Source organism: Mycobacterium sp. E787, assembly GCF_001668725.1.
GTDB lineage: Bacteria > Actinomycetota > Actinomycetes > Mycobacteriales > Mycobacteriaceae > Mycobacterium.
The window spans coordinates 155,073-179,728 of record NZ_LZKL01000064.1; the positions used below are offsets into that span (position 1 = coordinate 155,073).

Here is a 24,656-nt window from a genome sequence, read left to right on the forward strand (position 1 = left end):
GTCGCAGCAAGTCAGCGCACCACGAGCGCCGCGTGGGCACGGCGCCGGTACACCGAGCCGAACTTCGCGTCGACCCGCAGCCACGACGGCACTACCCGCACCCGCACCATCTCGTCGGCGCCGATCGCGTCGGGTGAGGTCGGCAGGAAACCCATTGCGGTCAAAGCGAACACGCAGCGCATCGGCAGCCCGACGCTGACATTGGCCCCTTCAGAGGCCGCGCTGACCCGGACGACCTCTTGGTCGAGCAACGAAACCGGCGGGCCGTGCGAACTGCCGTGTTCCTTGGCGAGTCGCGCGCCGCGCTGCGCCAGGTCCAGCATCACCCGGGCCGGCAGGTCTTCGAGGTGGGTGAACCCGGATTCGGGGGGCAGCGCGCCCCGCCACGCGGAGTCCATCGCGAAGCCCGGGTCGACGTAGCCCGAGGCGTCCGCAGCCGACAGGCCGCGCGCCAGCGCGTCCGCGGCCACCGACAGGTCGTCGGGGCGCACCCGCCCGACGACCACCCGGCTGGCCAGCACGTCGAAACCCGTTGCCACCCAGGCGGTAAGCAGGCCGGACGATCGGGCCCGCAGCCGGATGACCGCGGCGTCGTCGAGGCGCATCGCGTGGTCGACGAACGCGGCGAGGTCCGCGCGGTGCGCCGTATCAGGCAACCACAGGCCGCGCTCGGCGGTCACTCCCTGAGCCATCGTTGCAAGTACTCCCGATGGTGCGGCGAGAGTCGCACCAGCCGCTGCTCCTCGATGTGGACGGCGGCCAACTGCGTCTCGGCGATGACGGCGGGCCTCGACCCCGCATCGGCGCTGACCGATCGCACGTCGTAGCCCAGCGTGAAGTCCACCGTCCGCACCCGCTTGGTCCAGATGGTCACCTGCAGAGGCGAATCGATCAGGCGCAGCTGACCCTTGTAGGTGACCCGCACGTCGGCGATCAGCAGGCCGATGGTCGTGATGTCGGCCGCGAACGGTTCGTGCAGGAACTGCACCCGCGCCTCCTCCAGGATGGTGACCATGGTGGCGTGGTTGATGTGCTGGTACATGTCGATGTCCGACCAGCGCACCGGCACGGGCGCGACGAAACCGACGCTCAACTCGACGATCCCCGTCCACTGGTGCGGGTCATGCGGCGAATCTGCCGGGCGGCCACCGAAAGCGTCGCGAGATCCTTTGCCCCGCTTTCCTGTATCTCACTGAGCGTGCGACGCGCCCGCTCCACCCGTGACGCGCTCATCTGTTCCCACTCACCGATCTTCTCCTCGCCGCTTTCGTCGGGCTCCCCCACGGCGAGCACGTCGAACGTCAGCGATCGCAGCGAGGCGTAGATGTCGTCGCGAATCGCCAAGCGCGCCAACGATTGCCAGCGGTCGTGTCGGGGTAGCTCGGAGACCGCGGTCAGCAGGCCGTCGGTGCCCAGCCGGTCCATCAGCGCGAAGTAGGTGTCGGCGACCTCGGCGGTGTCGATTTCGGTGATGTCGCCGACGTCGATGATGTCGAGCAGGCTGAAGCGGTAGAGGCCCGCGGCGACCATGTACGCCAAGTCTTCCGGTGTGCCCTCCGACGCGAATTCCGCCGCTTCCTTTTCGACGATGGCCTTGTCGTCACCGCGCAGCCACTGCGACATCCGCGGCGTGAGCTCCCTGACCTTCGCGGCGAACCGGTTGATCTCGGCGCCCACGGCCAGCGGTTGCGGGCGGTAGTTGAGCAGCCAGCGCCCGGAGCGGTCGATCAGCCGCCGGGTGTCCAGCGTCAACCGGTCCGACAGCGCGACCGGGATGTCCGCCGCCCGGATCTGCCGCCAGATCTGGCTCACCCCGAAGATCGCGTCGGTGGCGACGTAGGTGCGCACCGCGTCGATCGGCCCGACTCCGACGTCTTCGGTGATCCGGAATGCGTAGCTGATGCCCGCGGCGTCGACAAGATCGTTGATCAACATGGTGGTCACGATTTCCCGGCGCAGCTGGTGGGTCCGGATCTCGGGGGTGAACCGTTCGCGCAGCGGCCTCGGGAAGTACAGCGGCAGCCGGGACGCGAACACGTCCTGCTCCGGCAGTTCGGTGGTCAGCATGTCCTCTTTGAGCGCCAGCTTGACGTGGGCCATCAGGGTGCACAGCTCGGGAGAGGTGAGCCCGATGCCGACGTCGGTGCGCCGGTGAATCTCCTTCTCCGACGGCAGCGCCTCCAATTCCCGGTTGAGGCCGCGCTCCTCGAGGTATTTGATCTGCATCGCGTGCACCGGCAGCAGGCTGGCCGCGTTGGCGCGGCTGGTGCCGATCAGGTCGTTCTGGTCCTCGTTGTCCTTGAGCACCAGGCGCGCGACCTCGTCGGTCATCGACTCCAGCAACTCCTTGCGCTCTTCGGGCTTGACCTTGCCGGCGGTGACCAGCGAGTCGATCAGGATCTTGATGTTGACCTCGTGGTCGGAACAGTCAACCCCGGCGGAGTTGTCCATCGCGTCGGTGTTGATGCGCCCGCCGGACAGGTCGAACTCGACGCGGCCCAGGGCCGTCACGCCGAGGTTGCCGCCCTCCCCGATCACCTTGGCGCGCACCTGGTTTGCGTTCACCCGCACCGGGTCGTTGGCGCGATCGCCCACGTCGGCGTCGGATTCGGACTCGGCCTTGATGTACGTGCCGATGCCGCCGTTGAAGAGCAGGTCGACCGGCGCCTGCAGGATCGCCCTGATCAGGTCGGGCGGGGACATTTCGGTGGCGTCACCCTGGAGGCCGAGGGCCTCGCGGACCTGCGGGCTGACCGGAATCGCCTTGTGTTCGCGGCTGTACACCCCACCGCCCTCGCTGATCAACGACTTGTCGTAGTCGTCCCAGCTGGATCGCGGCAGCCCGAACATCCGCTTGCGCTCCCGCCACGACGACGCGGCGTCGGGTTCCGGGTCGAGAAAGATGTGCCGGTGGTCGAAGGCGGCGATGAGCCGGATGTGCTCGCTCAGCAGCATGCCGTTGCCGAACACGTCGCCGCTCATGTCTCCGATGCCGACGACGGTGAAGTCCTCGGTCTGGGTGTCGACGCCCATCTCCCGGAAGTGCCGTTTGACGGCCTCCCACGCGCCCTTGGCGGTGATGCCCATGGCCTTGTGGTCGTAGCCCACCGATCCGCCGGACGCGAACGCGTCGCCCAGCCAGAACCCATAGGACTTGGCGACGTCGTTGGCGATGTCGGAGAACGTGGCGGTGCCCTTGTCCGCGGCCACCACCAGGTAGGCGTCGTCGCCGTCCCGCCGGATCACCTCGGGCGGCGGGCTGACCTGTTTCGTTGCGTGGTCGACGTTGTCGGTGACGTCGAGCAGCCCGGAGATGAACAGCTGATAGCAGGCGACACCCTCGGCGCGGCCGGCGTCGCGGTCGGCGGCCGCGTCGCCGGTGGGCAGTGGCGGTCGCTTGACGACGAAACCGCCTTTGGCCCCGACCGGCACGATGACGGCGTTCTTCACCGCCTGCGCCTTGACCAGGCCCAGGATCTCGGTGCGGAAGTCGTCGCGGCGGTCCGACCACCGCAGGCCCCCGCGCGCCACCGGGCCGAACCGCAGGTGCACGCCCTCGACCCGGGGCGAGTAGACGAAGATCTCGTACTTGGGCCGCGGCAGCGGAAGCTCGTCGATCAGCTGGGCATCCAGCTTGAGCGCCAACACGTTTCGGGCCCGGGCCGAACCTTCCCGTGTCACAAAGTAATTCGTGCGCAGGGTGGCCTGCACCAGCGACGCGAACGCGCGCAGGATGCGGTCGGTGTCCAGGCTCACCAACGCGTCGATGTCCGCGGCGACCGCGGCGGCGGCCGCCTGCGCGTCCCGGCTCGTGGGCGACCCCTTGAGAGAGGATGCCCTCGGGTCGAAGAGCGCCTCGAACAGCGTGACCAGCGACCGCACCGTCGAGGGATGGTCGTTGAGCACCGACTCGATGTAGGACTGGCTGTACGGAAAGCCGGCCTGGCGCAGGTATTTTGCGTAGGCGCGCATGAGCACCACCTGCTGCCAGGTCAGCCTCGCGCGCATCACCAGCTCGTTGAACCGGTCGACCTCGACGCGGCCCTGCCAGATGGCGGTGACGGCGTCGGCGAACCGCTCCGCCGTGGCGTTGCGCTCGGACGCCGACGTCGCGAACGGGATCGTCGGATGCGGCTGGATCTTGAACTGGTAGATCCACACCGGCAGCCCGTCCGGCCGGGTGACGGTGAACGGCCGCTCCTCGAGCACGACGACGCCCATGCTCTGCAGCATCGGCAGCAGCTGGCTCAGCGACGCGGTGTGTCCGCCGAGAAACCAGGTCAGCTGGGCGGCGCCGTCCTCGCCGCGGTCGGAGAACACCAGCTTGACCGAATCATCGGAGAGCTCATTGATGATCGCGATGTGCTCGATGGCGTCCTCGGGCGTGACGGCCTGCTTGTACACCTCCGAGAAGGCGGTGGCGTAGTGCTCGGCGTCGGCGTGGGCGGGTGTGCCGACCGCCGTGGCGGCGATCAGGCGGTCCCCCCAGGTGCGCGCGGCCTCGCTCAGCAGCCCCTGGATCCGGACGCGGGTGTCTTCCGAAACGTCGACCGGCGCGGCGGATTCGGGTAGCCGGACCATGAAATGCATCAGCGCCCAAGGCGATTCGCTGACCCGGGCGGTGAATTCCAGGCGGGTGCCCCCGAATTCGCGGACCAGGATGTCCTCGATCTGCAACCGCACCGCGGTGGTGTAGCGGTCGCGGGGCACGTAGACCAGGCACGAGACGAAGTACTGGAGCCGGTCGGCGCGCAGGAACAGCAATGCGCGGCGTTGGGATCCCAGGTCCACCACCGCCTTGGCCATCGCCAGCAGCCGTTCGGCGCTGAGTGTGAACAGCTCCGAGCGCGGGACGGTCTGGATGACGTCGAGCAGCAGCTGGCCCGGGTGGATGGGGTCGCTGTCGGCCATCGTGAGCGCTTCGCGCACCCGGCGCGAAATCATGGGGATTTCCAGCACGTCCGCGTTCATGGCGGCGACCGTGAAGAGCCCGACGAAGCGGTGCTCGGTCACCCCGCCTTCGTCGCCGTATTCGCGAACCGCGATCGCGTACGGGTAGGCGCCGTAGCGCAGGTAGCTGCCGACGACGGACTGCGCCAGCACCAGCAGGTGGTCGTCGTCGGTCAGCCGGGGCCGCGAGCCGGTGCGCGTGCGCAGCACGCCGAGGCCGGGCGACCCGTCGGGGGAAACCTGGCTGTCGTGCACCCGGCAGCGTTGGTAGCCCAGCAGCAGGAAATTTCCGTTGCCCAGCCAGCGCAACAGCTCGGCGACGTCCTCGCGGTCGGGCGCCGAATAGCGGTCGCCGCCGTTGGCCTGGACGGCCGCTTCGAGATCGCCCAGCGCGGTGATCATCGCCGAAGCGTCGGTGGCGACCTGCTCGACGTCGGTCAGCACCTTGGGCAGCAGCCGCTCGACCTCGGCGAGGGCGTTGCTGTCGACGGACGGCGACAGCGGAACGTATATCCATGCCTCGCCGTCGAATTGCGACGTGCCGGGCGCCTTGGGTTCGACGCTGATCAGGTCGCCCTCGGCGTTGCGATGGACGTCGAACACCGGGGTCATGATGCCGCCGTAGCCGACGCCGAGCCGGTGCAGCAGCACCGTGACGGAGTCGAGCAGCATGCTGCCGTGGGCGGTGACGACCTGCAGTGCGGGCCCGAACCCGTCGGAATCGTCGGCCGGGTGGACGCAGACGCAACTGCCGCGTTCCGGGCGGCATTCACCGAGGCGGTAGTGCGCGCGCAGCATCGCGGGGGTCACCATGGCCGCGGGGTCGACGCGATCGGATCCCGCGGCGCCCGGTTCGTCGCCGCGCGGACCGCGATAGCTCTCGATGTAGGCATTCGCGACCCAGTCGGGAATGTCGTCACTCGTGCTGAACGTGGTCCACGGCTTGAAACCCTGCTTGGCACCGGGATCGATCGCCATGCCGATTGCTCCCAACTCGCATCGTCGCGGGGCGCTGCGCCCGATCGCCCCGCTGCTCAGCGGGGCAGCCCTGACACTAGTCGCGCGTCAGCTTGCGGTGGGTCACCCTGTGCGGCCTGGCGGCGTCAGCGCCGAGCCGCTCCACCTTGTTCTCCTCGTATGCCCCGAAGTTGCCCTCGAACCAGAACCACTTGGCCTCGTTGTCCTCGTCGCCTTCCCACGCCAGGATGTGCGTGCAGGTCCGGTCGAGGAACCAGCGGTCGTGCGAAATCACCACCGCGCAGCCGGGGAATTTCTCCAGCGCGTTCTCCAGCGAGCTCAAGGTCTCGACGTCCAGGTCGTTGGTCGGCTCGTCCAGCAGGATGAGGTTGCCGCCCTCCTTCAACGTGAGCGCCAGGTTGAGGCGGTTGCGCTCACCACCGGACAGCACACCCGCCGGCTTCTGCTGGTCGGGACCCTTGAAACCGAACGCCGATACGTAGGCCCGCGACGGGATCTCGTTCTGGCCGACCTCGATGTAGTCCAGCCCGTCGGAGACCACTTCCCACACCGTTTTCTTCGGGTCGATGCCGGCGCGGGACTGGTCCACGTAGCTCAGCTTGACGGTCTCCCCGACCTTGACCGTGCCGCTGTCCGGCTGCTCGAGCCCGACGATGGTCTTGAACAGCGTGGTCTTGCCGACGCCGTTGGGGCCGATGACCCCGACGATGCCGTTGCGCGGCAGGGTGAACGACAGGTCCTTGATGAGGGTGCGACCGCCGAAGCCCTTGTCGAGGTGTTCCACCTCGACGACGAGGTTGCCCAGCCGCGGCCCGACCGGGATCTGGATTTCCTCGAAATCGAGCTTGCGCGTCTTCTCGGCCTCCGCGGCCATCTCCTCGTAGCGCTGCAGGCGGGCCTTGCTCTTGGCCTGACGCGCCTTGGCCCCGGACCGGACCCAGGCCAGCTCCTCGGTCAGCCGCTTCTGCAGCTTGGCGTCCTTGCGGCCCTGCACCGCCAGCCGCTCGGCCTTTTTCTCCAGATAGGTCGAGTAGTTGCCCTCGTAGGGGTAGGCGCGGCCGCGGTCCAGCTCGAGGATCCACTCGGCGACGTTGTCCAGGAAGTACCGGTCGTGGGTCACCGCCAGGATCGCGCCCGGGTACGCCGCCAGGTGCTGCTCGAGCCACTGCACGCTTTCGGCGTCCAGGTGGTTGGTCGGCTCGTCCAGGAGCAGCAGGTCCGGTTTGGACAGCAGTAGCTTGCACAGCGCCACTCGCCGGCGCTCACCGCCGGACAGGTTGGTGACCGGCTCGTCGGGCGGCGGGCAGCGCAGCGCGTCCATCGCCTGCTCCAGCTGGGAGTCGAGGTCCCACGCGTCGGCGTGGTCGAGTTCCTCCTGCAGCCGACCCATCTCCTCCATCAGCTCGTCGGAGTAGTCCGTGGCCATCAGTTCGGCGACCTCGTTGAAGCGGTCGAGCTTGACCTTGATGTCGCCCAGGCCCTCTTCGACGTTGCCGCGGACCGTCTTCGCCTCGTTCAGCGGCGGCTCCTGCTGCAGGATGCCAACGGTCGCCTCGGGGGCCAGGAAGGCCTCGCCGTTGTTGGGCTTGTCCAGACCGGCCATGATCCGCAAGACGCTCGACTTACCGGCGCCGTTGGGCCCGACGACACCGATCTTGGCGCCCGGAAAGAAGCTCAACGTGACGTCGTCCAGGATCACCTTGTCGCCGTGCGCCTTGCGGACCTTCTTCATCGTGTAGATGAACTCAGCCATGCCGCGGTTGTGCCTTTCTGGTCTTCGAGAGAGTTCTCGCGACCATCCTAGGCACCGCGCCGCGGCGCTGATCCCGCAGCTAAGCCGACAGCGGCAGCGGCCCGGTGTCGGCGGCCTCGGCGCCGTCCCCGGCGTCGGCGTCCACGCCGGGGGTGTCCGTCGCGTCCGCCGGCGGCGCAGTGGCGTCGTCGGTCGTCGGGCCGGTGTAGCCGGGCCGCTCGATGCGCACGATCGCGCGGGACACGTCGGGCCCGACGGACGTCGCGCGCATCTCCAACGACGAGCGGCGGTTGCCGTCGCGGTCTTCGTACTCGCTTGTGTAGACGTGACCCACCACGATCACCGGTGCGCCTTTGCCCAGCGCGGCGCCCACGCCGGTGACCAGCTTGCCCCAGCAGTTGACGTTGATGAACAGCGAGTTGCCCGGCTCCCAGCCGCCGTCGGCGGTGCGCCGCCGGGAATTGCTGGCGACGCGGAACTTGATGACCTCCTGGGTGCCGACCTGTCGGCGTTCGGGGTTGTTGACGATGTGGCCGACCACGGTAAGCGGGGTTTCGAACATGGGCTGATCCCTTCTCGGTTGCATTTCTCTGTTGGCGCGGTGAGCGCCTCACCGCCCTATCCGATCGCCATTCAGCCGGGCACCAGAGACGGATTCTGAGTTGAGACGACGTCCATCCGCGGCTCCTGTGGAGAAAACCGTGGCTGTGGATCAGTTCGTCGGCTGGTCCGGAGCGTTTTCCATGCAGGCCCTTGGCCGGGGGGCGGCTACATATTTCGATCAGAAGGACCATGATCTGCCATGCTCGAAATATCGATCATCTGGCGCTCAGCGCCCTGTGATTGAAATATTGAGCATTCCGGCAAATGCCTCGTATGATCAAAATATGAATCATCCTGTCGCGCTGGTGTACGACACCGTCGAACTCGGCGAACGCCTGCGTCGGGCGCGCCAGGCTCGAGGCTTTCACCAGGGTGAGCTCGCTGACCGTATCGGGGTCACTCGTATGACCATCTCCCGCCTTGAGCGGGGGGAATCTGTCAGCGTCGATATAGCGCTGCGCGCATTGTCGGAGTGCGGAATGGCGCTCGCGCTGGTACCGAAGTTTTCCCGCGTGGCGGTGATCGATGGCGCGTAAGGCGCTTGACGTCTGGTTGTACGGCGTGCACATCGCGAGGCTGACCGAGCCACGCCGATTCCGCCTGCGGTTGGAATTCACCGAGGAGGCGCTCGACACCTTCGGCGACGGGAGTCGAGTCCTGTCTTTGGCTCTGCCCATTTCACCACGTCCAATCCAAGACAGGGACGGCGCGTTGCAGGTGTCGGCGTTCATCGAAGGTCTCCTGCCGGAGGGCAACCTGCGCCGTCACATCGCCACAGAAGCCGGCGTACCAATCAACGACACGATGACGCTGTTAGAACGGGTCGGCGCGGAATGTGCCGGCGCCGTGCAGGTCCTCGCCGCCGAGACAAAGCCCGGCGCCGGGCAGGTCCGCCGGTTGACCAAGCGGGAGGTAGAGAGTCTTATCGCGGACCTGCCGACGTACCACCTGCCCGAGGGCGCCACACCGCAGGCATCGCTGGCCGGCATCCAGGACAAAGTGCTGTTGGTAGCTCTCCCCGACGGCGGATGGGGCTGGCCTGAAGCGGGCGCGGCCTCGACGCACATCGTCAAGCCCGAGCCGCTGGCTGGCGCCGTGAAGCATCTCGTCCAGACGGAAGACTGGGCACTACGAGTGGCGCGGGCAACGGGCATAAACGCTGCGGCGTCCCGTTTAGAGCGGTTCGCAGGGCGCGAGGCCGTCGTCGTTGTCCGGTACGACCGAAGACCTGACGGTTACCGCCTGCATCAGGAGGATTTCTGTCAAGCGCTGGGTCTCGATCCTCAGGCCAAGTACGAAAGCACCAGCGAAGCAGCACGTTTGGGGTCGAGGCTACGTCGCGTAGCGCGGGCGGCCGCACCTAGGGCGCTGGACCCCGACCAGTTTCGGTTGGCCTTGCTGCAGGCTGTGACGTTCAACGTGGTGATCGGTAACGCCGACGCCCACTCCAAAAATTATTCAGTGATGATCAGCCTCGATGGCAGCGTTTCCCTGGCCCCGATCTACGATGCCGCGCCGGTGATGTACCTGGATCCCGCATTCAGAAGCACAGCCCATGTGATCAACGGTAAGACGAGGATTGACAACATCAACGTCGATGACCTGGCCGCCGAAGCCGCATCCTGGGGCATGGGGGTGCGACGAGCACGTGCGGTTGTGCAGTCATGCATGGAGGCCGTATACAGCTCGGTGGAACGCGCCCCGCTTCCATCGGGAGCCGAGTCGGTCAAGTCAAACCTCGATCAAGTGTGGACCCGATGCTCGTGGCCGACAGCGTCCTTGACATGCGGAGGTTCCGACTCCACCTCGGACGACGCCGGCCCGTAAAGCCGCCGCGTTTCGGTACACGTCTCGACTTCCCGGTACGGGCTTCGTTCTCGACCCGGCTTATTGACTCAGATCGCCAGCCGGCCACGGGTGATTGTGACCGCGCGACCGGTCAGGTCAACCCGGCCGTCGCGGAGTTGCAGGTCGATGCGCACACCACGAGGTGATACTTGCAGGCCGACCAAGGCTGTCTTTGCCAGTTTCTTCGACCAGTAGGCTCCGAGAGTGCAATGCGCGGACGCAGTCACTGGGTCCTCGTCGATACCGGCAGCGGGCGCAAAGAAGCGGGACACGAAGTCGCTTTCGTCCTCGCCGCGCGCGGTGACGATGAGACCACGGGCGTCGAGGGCGGCCACCGCCGCCAGGTCTGGGGTCAACCCGCGCACGCTTTGCGGGGAATCTAGTTCGGCGAGCAGGTCGAGCCTTCCGCGCGCCGAATCACAGGGCGTAACACCAAGTGCTGCAACGAGTTTTGACGATACTCGCAACGGATGAGGATTGTCGGCGGGGAAGTCCAACGTGATTCGTCGGTCGCGTTCCAGGCGCGCGCCGAGGATGCCTCCACGAGAAGCGAACTCCAGAGCATCGGCCCGGTCGCCGGTCTCCCACACGATGTGCGCGGCGGCGAGGGTTCCGCTGCCGCACAACGCCAGTTCGGTTTGCGGGCTGAACCATCGCAGCTCCGACTGTGGCTGATCACGACGAACAAATGCGGTGGCGGGCAGGTTTAACTCGGCCGCCAGTTGTTGGAGCCACTCAGCCTCAGGCCAACCCGATTCGAGTACACAGACCGCAGCCGGGCCCCCGGCGAAAGGACGGTCAGTGAAGCAATCCACCGAGTAGATGCGCATCGACCAATCTTGACCGACGACATCGCACCCTGAATACGAGGTCGCACGCCGGCGCGCGAGCGCAACCTCACCGCGAGAATTGGTCGCGGATTTCGCAGTGGCGTTACGCTCGCGGACTCAACGCGGCGAACGCCCCGGCGTTTCCCGCCCCGCCAGCTCGGCCAGCATCGCGTTGTAGGCGGTCAGCTCGGCGTCGTCGTCGAGTTCGGCCGCGCGGTCCAGCCGCCGGGCGGTGCGCTTGTCGCTGCGCGCCCACTGCACCAGCAGCGCGATCATCACGATCACCAGCGGGACTTCGCCTGCGGCCCAAGCGATTCCGCCGCCCAAATGCTGGTCGCCGATCAGGTCGGTGTGCCAGGGCAATCCGAGCGAGCGGTAGTAGTCGGCGCCGAGCACCTTTCGGGTGCCCATCAGCACCACCCCGAAGAACGCGTGCAGCGGCAGGGACGCGAACACCACGCCGACCTTGGCCAGCGGTGGGATCGGCCGCGGCGTGGGGTCGACGCCGATGACGATCCAATAGAACACGTAGCCGCTGACCAGGAAGTGCACGTTCATCGCCAGGTGCCCGGCGTGACTGCTGACCGCGGTGTCGAACAGGTTCGACAGATACAGCCCGTAAAAGCCGGCGACGAACAGCACGGTGGCGACGATCGGGTTGGTGACGAATCGTGAATAGCGGCTGTGCAGCGCGGCCAGCAGCCACTCCCGCACGCCGGGCGGATCGTCGCGGCCGGCGGCGGGCAGGGCCCGCAGCGCCAGGCTGACCGGGGCGCCCAGCACCAGCAGGATCGGCACCAGCATCGAGAGCCCCATGTGGGCGACCATGTGCATGCTGAACATCGCCGGCATGTAGCGGCCGACGCCCGACGAGGTGACGAAGAGCAACGCCAGGCAGCCCAGCAGCCAGGCCGCGGTCCGCCCCGGCGGCCAGCGATCCCCGCGGCGGCGCAGCCGCACGACCCCCGCCACGTAAAGCGCGGCGAACACGATCGCGGCGGTGCCGAAGATCAGGTCGAAGCGCCAGTCGAACAGGATGCGCGCCACGGTGGGCGGGCCGTCGAAGTCGTAGCCGATCTCGGCCTCGGGAATCGTGGGCAGCCGGGCGGGCGGCGGCGGCGGCGCGGTGCGGCCCAGCCCGACCGCGATGCCGAAGGTGAGGCCGAACACCGCGGCCTCGATCAGCGCGAGCCTGATCAGCGCCCGGCGCCCTCGGGACCGGCTCTCGTCGGCTTGCAACGCCGCCACCGCCGAGCGGCGCTGGCGCCACCCGAGGGCGCCCAGCGCGCACAGCGCGACGAACTTGGCGACCACCAGCCGCCCGTAATCGGTGGTCAGCAGGTCCGACGGCAGCACCCGCACCAGCGCGTTCACCAATCCGCTGAGCGCCATCGCCACCCAGCACCACAGCGCAACCCTCGAGAAGCGCCGCACCGCCAGCCCGATGTGCTCACCGCGGCGCAGCGCGTGGGCGAGCAGCGCGAGCAGGCCGCCCGCCCACAGGCTGGCGGCGACGAGGTGGATCAGCAGGCTGTTGGTGGCCAGGTCGTGCGAGCCGCCGGCCGACGAGTGACCGGTCAGCCCGAGCGGAATCAGCGTCACCAGCGACGCGGCGAGCAGCACCGGCACCCAGGACCAGCGCAGCACCGGCAGGCTCGCCAGCGTGACCACCGCGGCCAGGATCGCGGTCCAGCGCCAGGCGGAGGCGGTGTTGATCAGGCCGGCCAGCGACCAGATCGCGCCGGGGTCGAGGTCGGTCAGCCGGTGCCCCGACACGTCCGAGATGGTCAGCGGGACCAGCAGCGCGGCGCACACCGCCCACGCACCCGAGGCGACCGTCCCGACCCGGAGCGCGCGGTACCCCCCGGCGTCGAGCACCCCGCTGGTCTGCGGGGGCACCATGAACGCCGCGAAGAGAAACGACCCGACGGCCAGGACGGCGGCGATCTCCCCCGCCGCCCGGACGAAAGGCAGCCCCAGCGTGGTCGCCGGCCCCGGATCGGGCAATCCGGTGGCGGACAGGGCGTCGGCCAGCGAGAGCGCCCCGATCCCCGCGGCCGTGCAGCCCGCCAGCACGGCGACGCCGATCAGCACCGGCCACACCAACGCGCGGCGTGCGGCTACCTGCTGGTCGATCGTCATGCACCCAGCGTATTGCGCGCACCCCGACTAGCGAGTGTGACCGTCCAGACGCGCCTTGGCCTCGCGCGCGACGAACTGGTTCCGCGCGATCCGTGCCACGTAGTCGGAATCATGCAGGATGTCCCGCAGCTCCCGCCGGAATGCGATCCGCCGGTCGGCGAGATCGTCGGCGGGCGCGATCAGGCCTTGGTCGACCACAACCTGGTACGCGGTGGCGAACAGCAGCGTCGACACCGATTCGCTGCTGCGGACCCGGGTCTGGGCCACGTATTGCCGGCCGACCCCCAGCGCCAACGCCGTCAGCTCCTTCTGGCCGACGTCGGCCGGGGCATCGCGCAACACGTCGGCGACGATCTCGTACGCCTCGAAGAAGACCCGCAGCATGGCGTCGGACATCAACGGACGCTTGGCGAACAGCATCGCCTCGATGGCGTCGCCGCCGGCGGCAACCTGGGCCTCCCAATTGTCGTGCCACGCCATCTCTTCGGCGATGTTGTCGCGGAACGTCGCCGAGTCGGCGAAATAGAAGTCGAACTTCAGCAGGTCGCGCAGCCGCATCGCCTGGACCCAGAACGCCTGGACGCGATCGCCGTCGACCCGCCTCGCGTGAGCGAGCGCGAGTTCGACGATCGAGGTCTCCAGGAAGGCGTGGATCACCGAGTTGCGGTAGAAGGCCGCGGCGTGTTGCTCGTTGGGCCTGATGAGCCACACCGGCTCCCGGCCGCCGTCGACCCGGGTGATGGGATGCCCGTTGGACAGCGTGTCGACCGCGGCCAGCACCCCGTCGCGGGTGCGCAGCCGCAGGGCGCTCGTCGACATCGGGTTGTGCTTGCGCTCGAGATAGTCCAGCGAGTCCTGCAAGGTGTGGTGCAGCTGTCCGAGCGTCAGCGCGGCGCCGCGGGTGGTCAGCAGCAACGCGCACACCAAGCCCGTGGCCGTGACCGGCGTCGCCTGCAGGATCCGCCACGCCACCTCGAACGACATCTTCTGCAGCGCAAGGCGTTTGGCGTCCTGATCCTGCGCGAGCGGGCCGTGCGGCGGGCCGAGGTACTGCCGCATCGAGACCGCCTCGGGGAAGCGGACGTAGATCTTGCCGTAGTTGCGTTCGCCTTGGGCCCGGATGAAGTTGTAGAGCCAGACGACGCCCTCGGGCGTCTTCTCACCGCCGCGGGCGTAGGCGGCGTATTCGGCGGTCTCGTGCAGCTGATCGAATCCGATCGACACCGGCTGCAGCAGGATGTCCTCGCTGCGGCCGTCCAGGTATGCGTCGGCAACGTAGGACAGCAGACCGAGCTTGGGCGGCAACATCTTTCCGGTCCGGGAACGGGTGCCCTCGATGGACCAGCTCAGGTTGAACCGCTTCTCGACGATGTAGCCGACGTACTCGCGCAGCACGTACTTGTAGAGCGGGTCGCCGCCGATGTTGCGGCGGATGAAGATGACTCCGGATCGGCGCAGCAGCGGCCCCATCACCCCGAAAGACAGGTTGATGCCTGCGAACACGTGCACCGGCGGGAGCCGGTTCTCCTGCATCGCCACCGGCACCACCGCGCCGTCGATGTAGGAGCGGTGCGAGAACAGCAGCACGGCCGGATGGGTTTCCAGCGCGGCGCGCATGGCCGCGATTTGATACTCGTCGTAGTCGATGTCCGGGTCGAATCCGCGGCTGAGCGCCCGGCCGAGCACGCCGACGAGGTCGACGGACACCCGGCTCCAGCCGGTGGCGAGTTCGTCGAGCATCTTGGCGGCTTCCTCGACGGTGGCGCCCGGGATCCGCTTCAGGCCCGCGCGAAAACGCGTGGACGCCAAGATCTCCGGCTTCACCAGCCGCGGCGACTTGTATTGCGGTCCGAGGATCCGGTACTCGGCGCGCTCGAGCGCCAGGATGGCGCGGCGGGTGACGAAATGCGCAAAGTCGTGCGTGTCCTCGCCGACGGTGGTGTCGCGCCACTGCTGGCGGAGTTCGGAAACCTTGGCCGGCTCGCCGGCCACCACCCGCGCGCGTTGCGGGTCGTTGCGCACGATGTGTCGTTGCTGACGTTGGTTGGGGTGGTAGGGATCCTGGCCGGGGAGCAACCCGGCCAACTGTGCGACCCTGCCGCGATTGGCCGGCGGCAGCCAGAACACCCGCACCGGGACGACCGACCGGTCGTCGTTCGATTCGGACTCCAGCCGCTGGGCAAGCTCCGACAGCGCCGCCGGCGGTGCATCGGGTTGCGGCAACGTCAACACGTCGAAGGCGATCTCGGGGGCGGCGGCGCGCTGCCGGCTGACCCAGGCCATGACCAGTTCCCGCTCGACCGGCGAGGTCATGGACGCCAATATCAGCGAATCTTGGGCGGCCAGGACTGCGCTGACATTCACGGCCGGTTTGGTCACGGCCGCCCTCGAGGCTGTTGTGCCTCACCGTCTTTCAGCGAGACCTCGGATGCGTTGGGGTTCGACTTCGCCGGCTTTGGTTTGGCCGGCGCCTTCTTCGCGGCAGCCTTCTTGGCCGGCGCCTTCTTCGCGGGGGGCTTGGCCTTTTTCGCGGCATTCTTCTCCGCGTACAGGTCGGCCTTCGGCAGTTCGTCGACCGGCCAGTTGGCCAGCGTGTCCAGGTAGAGCTGACGCACCTCGGCGATGTGCTCGGGCAGGTTCTCAATCGTCCAGTCCTGCACCGAAATCGGCGGGAACACCGCGACGTCGACGGTGCCGGGGTTGATCACGGTGGAGTTTCGGGCGGCGACGATCTCGGCGTTGCGGATCACGATCGGCACGATCGGGATGCCCACCGCCATCGCGATGCGGAAGGGGCCCTTCTTGAACGGCCCGACTTCGGTGGTGTCGACCCGGGTGCCCTCGGGGGCGATGACGATCGACAGCCCGTTGCGGGCGCGGTCTTCGACCGTGTGCATCGTCTCCACGGCGGCGACCGGGTCGTCGCGGTCGATGAACACGCCGTCGAGCAGCTTGCCGAGCGTTCCCATGATCGGGTCTTTTTGCAGTTCCTTCTTTCCCACGGCAACCCAGTTGTCGCGCACCAGCGCGCCGGCGATGACGGGGTCAACCTGGTTGCGGTGATTGAAGATGAAGACCGCGGGACGCTGTGCGTTCAGGTTCTCCTCGCCGATCACGTTGAGCTGCACCCCGGCGATCGCGAGCGACAACTGGGAGAAGGTCGAGGTGAAGAAGTTCACGCCGCGGCGTCGGCTGCGGGTCAGCACGCCGATGCCCACCGCGCCGGCGGCGACGGGAAACATCGAGCCGAAGCCGGCAAGGGTTCGTATCTGCCGCCGCAGGCCGAGGCGACCCCGGCTGTCGAATCGCAGGATCGGCCAGCCGCGGCGCTTGGCCACGGCGGCCATCTTGCCCTCGGGGTTGGTCGGCCTCGGATTGCCGACCAGATACATCAGGGCGACGTCCTCGTCGCCGTCGGCGTAGAAGTAGCTGTCCTTGAGGTCGATGCCGTTCTCGGCCGCAAATCGTTGCACCGCAGCGGCTTTCCCCGGGCCCCACAGGATCGGTTTCTGCACGCCGCCGGTGAGCATGCCGTCCTCGTTGGTCTCGAACTTGTTGGTGAGCATGTTGGAGATCCCGAGGAACCGCGCCACCGGGTTGACCTGGATGGTCAGCGCCGACGAACTCAACACCACGGTGTGTCCGCGGGCCACGTGGGCCCGCACCAGCTCGCGCATTTCGGGATAGATCCGCGATTCGATGCGTTGGACGAACAGCCGCTCGCCGATCTCCTCCAGATCGTCCAGCAGTCGCCCGGCCAGCGCCGCGGCGGCCTTGCCGATGAGGTCCTCGAATTCGATGCGGCCGAGGGTGTGGCTCAGCCCGGCCTGCACCATGCTGAGCAGTTCGCCCACGCCCATGTCGCGGCGCAGCAGCCGCTCCTGGGTCAGGATGACGGCGGTGAAGCCCGCGACCAGCGTCCCGTCCAGGTCGAAAAACGCGCCGATCTTCGGGCCGGGCGGGCTGGCCATGATCTCGGCGACCGAGCCGGGCAACCGCATGTCCTGCCCCGGCTTTGGGGCGCCCCGCTCGTCGGACGCGCTCATGAGCCCGCCGCCGATCGCGACGAAACGGCCGGTTCGGTGAACGAGGCGGGCACCGCGTGCGGCGCCGGATCACCGGCCAGCGCCAGGATCTCGTCGAAACCCTCCAGCAGGCACTGGGCGAACAACGCCTCGTTGCGCACGGCCGCGCGGTCGTAGCGCACGGTGATCGTGCACCAGCCGCCGCGGGAGATCAGCACCACCATCATCGCCACACCGGGCAGCGGGCCAATGCCATACTGCCGCAACACCTTTGCACCCGCGATGTAGGTGTCACCGGGATAGACGGGAACGTTGCTGGCCTGCACGTCCGAGCCGATCACCGAGCCGGTGATCCCCTCGAGCACCGCGGTGGGCAGCACGCTCAGCACCGGGGCGATCGAACCGATGATGTTCATCGCCGGCTCGTCGCGGCGCTGTGTCATCTGGGCGCGGATCTTCTTCATCCTGGCGACGGGATCGGCGGTGCCCAGGGGCGCCGCCAGGTTGACGCCGGTGAACCGGTTGCCGCCGGCCGTGTCGGCCTCGGCCCTCAGGTTGACCGGCACCGCCATCGGCAGGGTGCTGATCGGCACGCCGAGGGCCACGTGGTAGCGGCGCAGGGCGCCCGACAGGCCGGCGAGGTAGGCGTCGTTGATCGATCCGCCACCCGCCTTGGCGGCCTTGTGCAGGTCGGAGAGCGGGATGTCGATCGCTTCGGTGCGGGTGGCCAGGCTGCGCCGGCGCAGCAGCGGCGACGGCTCGGCGGCGCGGTTCATCACCCGCACCCCGGACATGGCGTAACCAACCGCTCCCCCGACGGTGGAAACGGGGTCGAGCACCGCTTTGCCGGCCGCCGACACCGCCCCCGCCACCGCGCCGACGACGCCGTTGACGAGGGCGAAGGGCAGGCGGCTGATGCCCTGCCGCATCAGGTCGTTGGGCGTCAGGTCCTGCGGAATGGGTTGTGGCGGCGTCGGCCTCGGCGGTGGGTCGCGCTCGAGGTCGTAGATCTCGGCGAACATCTCGACGCCACCGACGCCGTCGGTGACGGCGTGGCTGACGTGCAGCAGCGTCGCCGCCTTGCCGTCGGCCAGGCCCTCCACCAGGGTGGCCGTCCACAACGGCCGGGAGATGTCCAACGGCGACTGCAGGATCACTTCGGCGAGGTCGAACACCTCGCGCAACGTTCCGGCCCCGGACACGCGGACCCGGCGCACGTGGAAGTCCAGGTTGAAATCGGGATCGACCACCCAACGCGGAGAGGCCGTCGGCAGCGTCGGCACGACAACCTTTTGCCGCAGCCGCAGCACACGTCGGGAGGCGTTTTCGAACCGGGTGCGGAACCGGGTCCAGTCCGGCGTCGAGTCCAGGATCTCCAGCGCCATGATCCCCGACCGGGTCCGGGGATTCGCCTCACCCCGATGCATCAGATAGTCGACGGGTCCGAGCTCGTCGGACAATGTGACGCCCCCGCCCGACTCAGCCATGTTCAACCCGACGCGCCAACGTTGTCACCGCCGACCAAGCCTCCTGCCCCGGACCTGCCTCTTACCGGATCGTTCACCCAACGCTAGTCGGGTTGCCGCGGGGGTGAAAGGCGCGATCCGCCGCGCGAAGCTTGGCGACCGCTCAGCTGGCGGACTTTGCCGGCACCGGCACCGAATCCGTCAATGGGTAAGCGCGCCGCCCGTAAACGACGCCCAGGAAGTCGGCGACGGCGCCGGCGGCCAGCCGCGACCGGACCGTCGGGGTGATGTCGAAGGCGTGGTGCGCGTTGGCGAGTTCGGCGTAGCCCACGGTGGCGGCCCCGGCCTCCCGCAAGGCCGTGCAGAAGGCACGGGCCTGCCCGCTGGGCACCAGTTCGTCCTTGTCGCCGTGCAGCACGAAGAACGGCGGAGCCTGGTGGTGCACGTAGGTGATCGGCGACGCCGCCCGGAACCGGTCCGGGTTTTCGTGGTAGCGGGTCTTCAGGACGAAGTGCTCGAGGAACGGCAGCATCAACTCGTGCATGTTCTCGGCGTCGGTGAAGTCGTACACGCCGTAATACGGCGCGACGGCCTGCACGCTGGTGTCGGCGTCCTCGAAGCCCGGTTGGAACCGCGGGTCGTTCGGCGTGAGCGCGGCCAGCGACGCCAGGTGTCCGCCCGCCGACCCGCCGGTGATCGCCATGAAGTCGGGATCGCCGCCGTAGTCGGCGATGTTCTCGCGGACCCACGCGATCGCCCTCTTGACGTCGATGAGGTGCGTCGGGAAGGTGCAGCGCGGGCTCCTGCTGTAGTTGATCGAGACGCAGATCCAGCCGAGTTCGACCATCTGGCTCATCAGGGTGTAGGCCTGATGACGCTTGCCGTTGACCGCCCACGCGCCTCCGGGGACCTGGATCAGTACCGGCGCGCGGCGCCCGGGCGCGGTGTCCTCCCGCCGCCAGATGTCGAGCAGGTGTTCGCTGCCGCCCGGGCCGTAGGGGATGTCGGAGGTCTGCGCCGCGTAGCGGCGGTGCGGCCCGGGCCTGCGCAGCAGGCCGCCCCGCGAGGCGCACGGGGACGGGCCGCAGGCCGGGTGGCGCACCAGGTCCCGGAAGTCCGGCCCGAAGCATTCCTCGAGCGCGGCGGTGAGGGCCTCATCGGCCTTCTGCGCGGCCCAGGTGGCGCCGACACGCCCGATGGAGGGCCGCGAGACCCGGGTCAACGCATGCCCGGTGACGACGTGCGGGGGAAACTCCGTGGACAGCCAGCCGGCCACCCAGCCGACCGCGAACGGCGAGCCGCGCAGCAACAACGCCCCGGCTCGGTAGGTGTCCCGGGCGTCGGCGGCCAGCCGCAGTGCCTGGGCGCCGGCCCACGAGCACCGCGAAGTCAAGTTCAAGGCCACGCTCATTCAACGCACCCCTCGACGTTATGCACACGCTTCGTTGCGGTGAACGGTTGTTTATCAACCGGTGTTCTACGTGTGTCGAGGCTCACACGATATCCGATAAGCGCTCCGCTGGAAGACCTTTCGGGCGCGTCGCGTTCGGCGAGTCCTTCGGGCGTGTCGCGTTCGATAGACTGACCTGCACATTGCCTCCGTAGCTCAGGTGGATAGAGCAAGGGCCTTCTAATCCCTAGGTCGCACGTTCGAGTCGTGCCGGGGGCACTGCAAGCGTGTATGACCTCGGCTGATGCGTGACAGTTCGTCTTCGGCTGATGGGTGACAGTGTTTCCGAGTCGAGCGGTGTGCGGTTGAGGGCTGCCCCGACCGCCTACGCCGCCACCTCCAGGCTCGTGAGCCCGCGCAGCACCGGATTCGCCCGGTACACGGGGAGGTCCTCCACGAGCGAGAGCCCCGGGAACCGCTTCGTCAGCGCGTCGAACGCGAGCTGCGCCTCGAGCCTTGCAAGCGGCGCCCCGAGGCAGAAGTGGGTGCCGAATCCGAACGCGAGGTGCGGGTTTGGGTTGCGCGCGAGGTGAAGCTGGTCGGGGTCGTCGAACATGTCGGGGTCGTGGTTCGCCGAGCCGATGCTCACGAGCACGAGTGCGCCCTCCGGGATCACCTGGTCGTCGATCGCGACGTCTTCGAGCGCGACACGCACCGTCGCCTGCACGGGTCCGTCGTAGCGGAGCAGCTCTTCGATCGCGGTCGGGAGCAGCGCGCGATCGTTGCACAGCCGCGTCCACTGATCGGGCTCGCGCAACAGGGCGAGCGTGCCGTTGCCGATCAGGTTCGTCGTCGTCTCATGGCCGGCAAGCAGCAGCAGGTTACCGGTTGCGAGCAGCTCGGCGTCGGTGAGCGCGTCGCGCTCCTCCTGAGCCGCGATCATCGCGCTGATCAGGTCCTCGCGCGGGGCGCGGCGGCGGGCGGCGATGATGTCGGCGAGATAGTCGAAGATCTGCCGCGCCGCCTCGGCGCCGGTTGCGCGCGCCTCCGCGCTCGTCGACCCGACGCCGTTGATCATCGCGCTCGACCAACTACGGAACTGACGGTGGTCCTCGACCGGGACGCCGAGCAGCTCGGCGATGACGATTGCCGGGAGCGGCTCGGCAAGGTCGTGGATCAGGTCGAAGATGCCCTTGGCGTGCGCTTCGTCGACGAGCTCGCGGACGATCGCCTCGACGTGACCGCGCAGCGCGGCGATGCGCTTGGGTGTGAAGGCCTTGTTGACGAGCTTGCGGACGCGCGTGTGGTCGGGCGGGTCCATGACCAGCATCGAGCGCCTGCCAGTCGCGCTCTGGCGCAGGAACTCCGGCATGCGGTCGAGGTTTTCGCGCATGAGCGGCGCGCGCAGGCGCTCGACCGAGAAGCGCGGGTCACGCAGCACCGAGTGGACGTCGCGGTAGCGCGTGAGCATCCACATGCCGGGGCCGGCGTAGTCCGGGACCGGCACCTCGAGCACGGGCCGCACGGTGCGGATCACGGAGTAGATCGGGTAGGGATTCTCGAGCGAGCCGGCGCTGCGCAGCGGCAGGAGCAGGTCGAACTCAGCGGAGCCGTTAGAAGAAGCATGGGGTGACGACCGGTCGGGAGAGGGCGCCGAGCGCTGCCAGGTACGAGACGTCATGGCGGGATCCCCTGGACGAGCGCAATGTTGAGAATGACCGGGTGACCGGCAACAATAACACCGTGCCAACGATCGCCTCAAGCGAAGCGCACCCTGCATCTTCAGCTCGATAGCAAAGGCGCGCTGCTGCTTCGTGATCCGACACTTCCGAGCCGTCCGAGTCCTGCGCGTGGTGCTTGCCGTCGTGCGCGTCATGCCCCGCTACCTGCTGCTCCTGGCGCGCGATCGCACGGCTCGATGGCCGACGACCGACGCCGACTGGCAGCGCGCCCACCGCGCGGCGGCCCGCGAGATCAAGCACGTCGCGCTCTCGCTGGCCGGCGCCTTCACGAAGGCCGCCCAGATCCAGGGCGCACGGGCCGACTTCTTACCGGCGCCCTTCATCGAGGAACTGAGCCAATTCCACGATGCGGTGCCGCCGCGGCCCTTCGAGACGCTGCGGCCGCTCGTCGAGCGCGACCTCGGCCGCCCCCTCGACGAGGTGTTCGCGACGGTCGATCGCCGGGCCCTCGCCGCCGCTTCGTTGGCGCAGGTGCACCGCGCGACGCTGCGCGACGGCAGCCAGGTCGTCCTGAAGATCCGCTACCCCGAGATCCCGAAGATCATCCCGCTCGACCTCGGCATGCTGCGCCGCGTGGTCGGGATTGTCATGCTCGTGCAGCGGCGCATCGACCTGCGAGCGCTCGTCACCGAGACGACGCGTTTCATCGAGCTCGAGCTCGACTTCGCGCGTGAGGCGCGCTCGACCGAGCGGCTCGCGGAAAGCCTCACCGACATGGACTTCGTGGTCGTCCCGCGCGTGCATCCGGAGCTGTGCGGCGACAACATGATTGTGCTCGAGTACCTGGAGGGCATCCAGGTCGCGCGCACGAAGGAGCTGGTCGCGGCGGGCCACAAGCTCACGGAGATCGCGCGCAAGATCGGCGCGCTCTACGGCACGATGATCTTCGAGCAGGGCTTCTTCCACGGCGATCCGCACCCCGGGAACCTGCTGATCCTCCCCGACGGCCGGATCGGCCTCCTCGACTTCGGTTTGGCCAAGGAGCTGCCGCCCGGCTTCGCGCGGCTCGTCGCGACGATGATGGTCTGTTCGATGATTGGCGACTCGCGATCCGCGTTCGCCGCGGCCGAGCAGCTCGGCTTCGACGTCGCCTCGATGAAACCCGACAACCTGCGCACGCTGATGCTGATGACGATCGGCGACAGCGATACCGAGGCCGGCTTCTTCGAGATCCTGGGCGAGACGAGCCTGCGCAAGATCCCGGAGGACTTCGCGCTCGTCGGGCGCACGCTGATCCTGCTGAACGGGCTCTCGCATCGGCTCGCGCCCGGGCGCCGGCTCATCCAGGCCGAGCTACTCAAGCACCTCGCCGCGGGCGCGGCCCGAGCGGACCGCGACGAGCCGGTCTCAGCGGCGCGCAGGTCGATGTAGCAAGCAAGGAGGACGAGCCCCGGGACAGTTCTCCGAACTAGTCCCCGCACAGCTCGGCAGGAGCCTTTTCTGTCGCTGACGCCTGTCATTGACAGCTGTCAGCGAGTGAGCGTAGCGTTCCGACGTATGGAGTCGGTGGCTGAGTCACCAGCCAGAAGCGTCCGCGAAGCGCGGAGACTCGAGACGCGAGAGCGCCTGTTCGACGCAGCGCTGGACGAGATTTCGCGGCGCGGGCTCGCCGCCGCCGATGTCAGCGCGATCGCGACCGTGGCGGGTGTCGTACGAGGAACCTTCTATTTCCACTTCCCGACAAAGGAACACGTCCTCGTCGAAGTGGAGCGCAAAGAGGAGGTTCGGATTGTCGACGACCTTGGTGAGGCCGAGGGCGACCTGGAATCCGTTCTGACACGAGTGGTGCGGCACATCCTCGACGCGGAACGGCGACTCGGCGCAGTGGTGTTTCGCGACATGCTCGGACTGCACTTCTCCTCGACCCGCCCAGTTGAAGAGGAGTTGGGACAACACCCGCTCGCGGAGTTTGTGGTGGGCGAAATCAGCCGGGCACAACAAGCAGGGCAAGTTCCCCCGCAGGCGGACCCCCAGGAGCTTGGCACCTTCTTCCTCACCGGCCTCTTCGCGCTGCTGGCCACCGGGGCGCACGATGCCGGGTTCCTGGACCGATACGTCACCACCATTGTCAAAGGAATGGAGAACCGATGAGACGCGGAGGAATAGAGGGCTACCGGGACTTTTTGGCTGAGCGTGACGGTGAGGCCGATCTGCTCAACCGACGGCTGGCCAAGCGCGAGAAGTTCTTCAACGAACTTGAAGCCAATCCCGTACGGTCGGCCCATCCCGCCGACCGGCCGACCTTCCTGCGCAACTTGCGGCGTAGGCGTCCCGAGCCCGGCTTGGACGACAAAATGTTGTTCCTGTTGGCGACGGCCAAATTGAACCAGGCGGAACGATTCGGGGTGGGGTTGGGCGAAACCTACGGGCGCAACAGTGATGAGAGCCTGCCGCCCGAGAACGTCTACCTCGAGCTTGAAGAGCACTACCACACCAGGCTGCTGGCATATGCGCTGGACGTGTTCGATCTGACCTTCCAGGTGGTCCCGCCGCCGTTTGTGATGCGGCAGTTCGTCAAGACGGGCGTGTTCCTGCCCCCGCGGCTCGGCTTCATGTTCGTCGGAGCCGCTGAGATGGCGGGCTGCATCATGTTTGACGAATTGCGTCGCGTCGGCATCAAACTGTTCGCCGATGAACCCGCGGTCGCCGAACGAATTGAATTGCTTTACAGCGAGATTCTCACAGACGAGATCGGCCATGTCGGCTACTGCGCCTCACGGTGCACATCCGCGGAGCGGGCGATCATGCGTCGCATCTACCCGCTCATCGGACGACTCTTCGCGCGGCAAACCGCAGAAATCAGCCTCTTGCTCGAGCCGAAAGCGTTGCACGCGCGACTCGACCGCCCCTTCAACGTCGACGAACTCACGGCAGGGTTGAACAACGAGACATATCTCGTGACGCATCCCTGACTTGCACGGCGTGACCG

The 24,656-nt window shown here is 67.8% G+C and carries 17 protein-coding genes and 1 tRNA gene; 6 read left to right on the top strand and 12 right to left on the bottom strand.

Annotated elements, in window-relative coordinates; genetic code table 11:
* Positions 1-11: 11 nt before the first annotated feature.
* The 5 genes from A5705_RS14065 to A5705_RS14085 all read right to left on the bottom strand — a co-directional run bounded on the left by A5705_RS14065 (position 12) and on the right by A5705_RS14085 (position 8,243).
* Positions 12-692, bottom strand: a complete 681-nt coding sequence (locus A5705_RS14065) for a hypothetical protein (RefSeq protein ID WP_068278176.1) — start codon at positions 690-692, stop codon at positions 12-14.
* Positions 677-1,093 carry a thioesterase family protein gene (locus A5705_RS14070; RefSeq protein ID WP_068278178.1) on the bottom strand — a complete coding sequence of 139 codons (417 nt, stop codon included), beginning with the start codon at positions 1,091-1,093 and terminating at the stop codon, positions 677-679. The genes A5705_RS14065 and A5705_RS14070 overlap by 16 nt, the downstream gene beginning before the upstream one ends.
* The gene (locus A5705_RS14075; protein WP_068278181.1) at positions 1,090-5,928 is read right to left on the bottom strand and encodes an NAD-glutamate dehydrogenase; all 4,839 of its coding nucleotides are present in this window, start codon (positions 5,926-5,928) and stop codon (positions 1,090-1,092) included. The genes A5705_RS14070 and A5705_RS14075 overlap by 4 nt, the downstream gene beginning before the upstream one ends.
* A 76-nt stretch (positions 5,929-6,004) precedes the next feature.
* Positions 6,005-7,681 carry an energy-dependent translational throttle protein EttA gene (gene ettA, locus A5705_RS14080; RefSeq protein WP_068278182.1) on the bottom strand — a complete coding sequence of 559 codons (1,677 nt, stop codon included), beginning with the start codon at positions 7,679-7,681 and terminating at the stop codon, positions 6,005-6,007.
* A 79-nt stretch (positions 7,682-7,760) separates the two neighbouring features.
* Entirely contained in the window at positions 7,761-8,243 is a 483-nt protein-coding gene (locus tag A5705_RS14085) for a single-stranded DNA-binding protein (protein ID WP_068278183.1), read from the bottom strand.
* A gap of 139 nt (positions 8,244-8,382) precedes the next feature.
* Between A5705_RS14085 and A5705_RS28555 the strand changes: the two genes are divergently transcribed.
* Both A5705_RS28555 and A5705_RS14095 read left to right on the top strand, forming a co-directional pair.
* Positions 8,383-8,820 carry a helix-turn-helix transcriptional regulator gene (locus tag A5705_RS28555; RefSeq protein WP_231982439.1) on the top strand — a complete coding sequence of 146 codons (438 nt, stop codon included), beginning with the start codon at positions 8,383-8,385 and terminating at the stop codon, positions 8,818-8,820.
* Positions 8,810-10,111, top strand: coding sequence for a type II toxin-antitoxin system HipA family toxin (locus A5705_RS14095; RefSeq protein WP_068278186.1), 1,302 nt, complete (start codon positions 8,810-8,812; stop codon positions 10,109-10,111). Before A5705_RS28555 ends, A5705_RS14095 begins: the two co-directional genes overlap by 11 nt.
* A 68-nt stretch (positions 10,112-10,179) precedes the next feature.
* Here the strand turns inward: A5705_RS14095 and A5705_RS14100 are convergent, their stop codons facing one another.
* From A5705_RS14100 to A5705_RS14125, 6 genes are all read right to left on the bottom strand, one after another.
* The gene (locus A5705_RS14100) at positions 10,180-10,962 is read right to left on the bottom strand and encodes a PhzF family phenazine biosynthesis protein (RefSeq protein WP_068278189.1); all 783 of its coding nucleotides are present in this window, start codon (positions 10,960-10,962) and stop codon (positions 10,180-10,182) included.
* A 117-nt stretch (positions 10,963-11,079) separates the two neighbouring features.
* Complete coding sequence (locus tag A5705_RS14105; RefSeq protein WP_067876227.1) at positions 11,080-13,104, bottom strand: cytochrome c oxidase assembly protein; 2,025 nt, start codon at positions 13,102-13,104, stop codon at positions 11,080-11,082.
* A gap of 27 nt (positions 13,105-13,131) precedes the next feature.
* The gene (locus A5705_RS14110) at positions 13,132-15,483 is read right to left on the bottom strand and encodes a glycerol-3-phosphate 1-O-acyltransferase (RefSeq protein WP_067876224.1); all 2,352 of its coding nucleotides are present in this window, start codon (positions 15,481-15,483) and stop codon (positions 13,132-13,134) included.
* The gene (locus A5705_RS14115) at positions 15,480-17,150 is read right to left on the bottom strand and encodes an HAD-IB family hydrolase/lysophospholipid acyltransferase family protein (RefSeq protein WP_067876222.1); all 1,671 of its coding nucleotides are present in this window, start codon (positions 17,148-17,150) and stop codon (positions 15,480-15,482) included. The genes A5705_RS14110 and A5705_RS14115 overlap by 4 nt, the downstream gene beginning before the upstream one ends.
* Positions 17,147-18,616 (bottom strand): wax ester/triacylglycerol synthase family O-acyltransferase, encoded by a 1,470-nt coding sequence (locus tag A5705_RS14120; protein WP_067876219.1) that lies wholly within the window; start codon positions 18,614-18,616, stop codon positions 17,147-17,149. Before A5705_RS14120 ends, A5705_RS14115 begins: the two co-directional genes overlap by 4 nt.
* 142 nt (positions 18,617-18,758) lie before the next feature.
* Positions 18,759-20,006 (bottom strand): alpha/beta hydrolase, encoded by a 1,248-nt coding sequence (locus A5705_RS14125; RefSeq protein WP_068278190.1) that lies wholly within the window; start codon positions 20,004-20,006, stop codon positions 18,759-18,761.
* 184 nt (positions 20,007-20,190) lie between these two features.
* Here A5705_RS14125 and A5705_RS14130 point away from each other — a divergent pair.
* Positions 20,191-20,264 (top strand) — tRNA-Arg (locus tag A5705_RS14130).
* Between the two features lie 106 nt (positions 20,265-20,370).
* Here A5705_RS14130 and A5705_RS14135 read toward each other — a convergent pair.
* Positions 20,371-21,522: a cytochrome P450 gene (locus tag A5705_RS14135; RefSeq protein WP_156738300.1), complete on the bottom strand. Its 1,152-nt coding sequence runs from the start codon at positions 21,520-21,522 to the stop codon at positions 20,371-20,373.
* 313 nt (positions 21,523-21,835) lie between these two features.
* Between A5705_RS14135 and A5705_RS14140 the strand changes: the two genes are divergently transcribed.
* The 3 genes from A5705_RS14140 (at position 21,836) to A5705_RS14150 (ending at position 24,639) form a co-directional block, all read left to right on the top strand.
* Complete coding sequence (locus A5705_RS14140) at positions 21,836-23,098, top strand: AarF/ABC1/UbiB kinase family protein (protein WP_067876213.1); 1,263 nt, start codon at positions 21,836-21,838, stop codon at positions 23,096-23,098.
* A 126-nt stretch (positions 23,099-23,224) separates the two neighbouring features.
* Positions 23,225-23,818 (top strand): TetR/AcrR family transcriptional regulator, encoded by a 594-nt coding sequence (locus A5705_RS14145; protein WP_067876210.1) that lies wholly within the window; start codon positions 23,225-23,227, stop codon positions 23,816-23,818.
* Positions 23,815-24,639: a hypothetical protein gene (locus A5705_RS14150; protein WP_067876206.1), complete on the top strand. Its 825-nt coding sequence runs from the start codon at positions 23,815-23,817 to the stop codon at positions 24,637-24,639. Before A5705_RS14145 ends, A5705_RS14150 begins: the two co-directional genes overlap by 4 nt.
* The last annotated feature ends 17 nt before the right edge of the window (positions 24,640-24,656 follow it).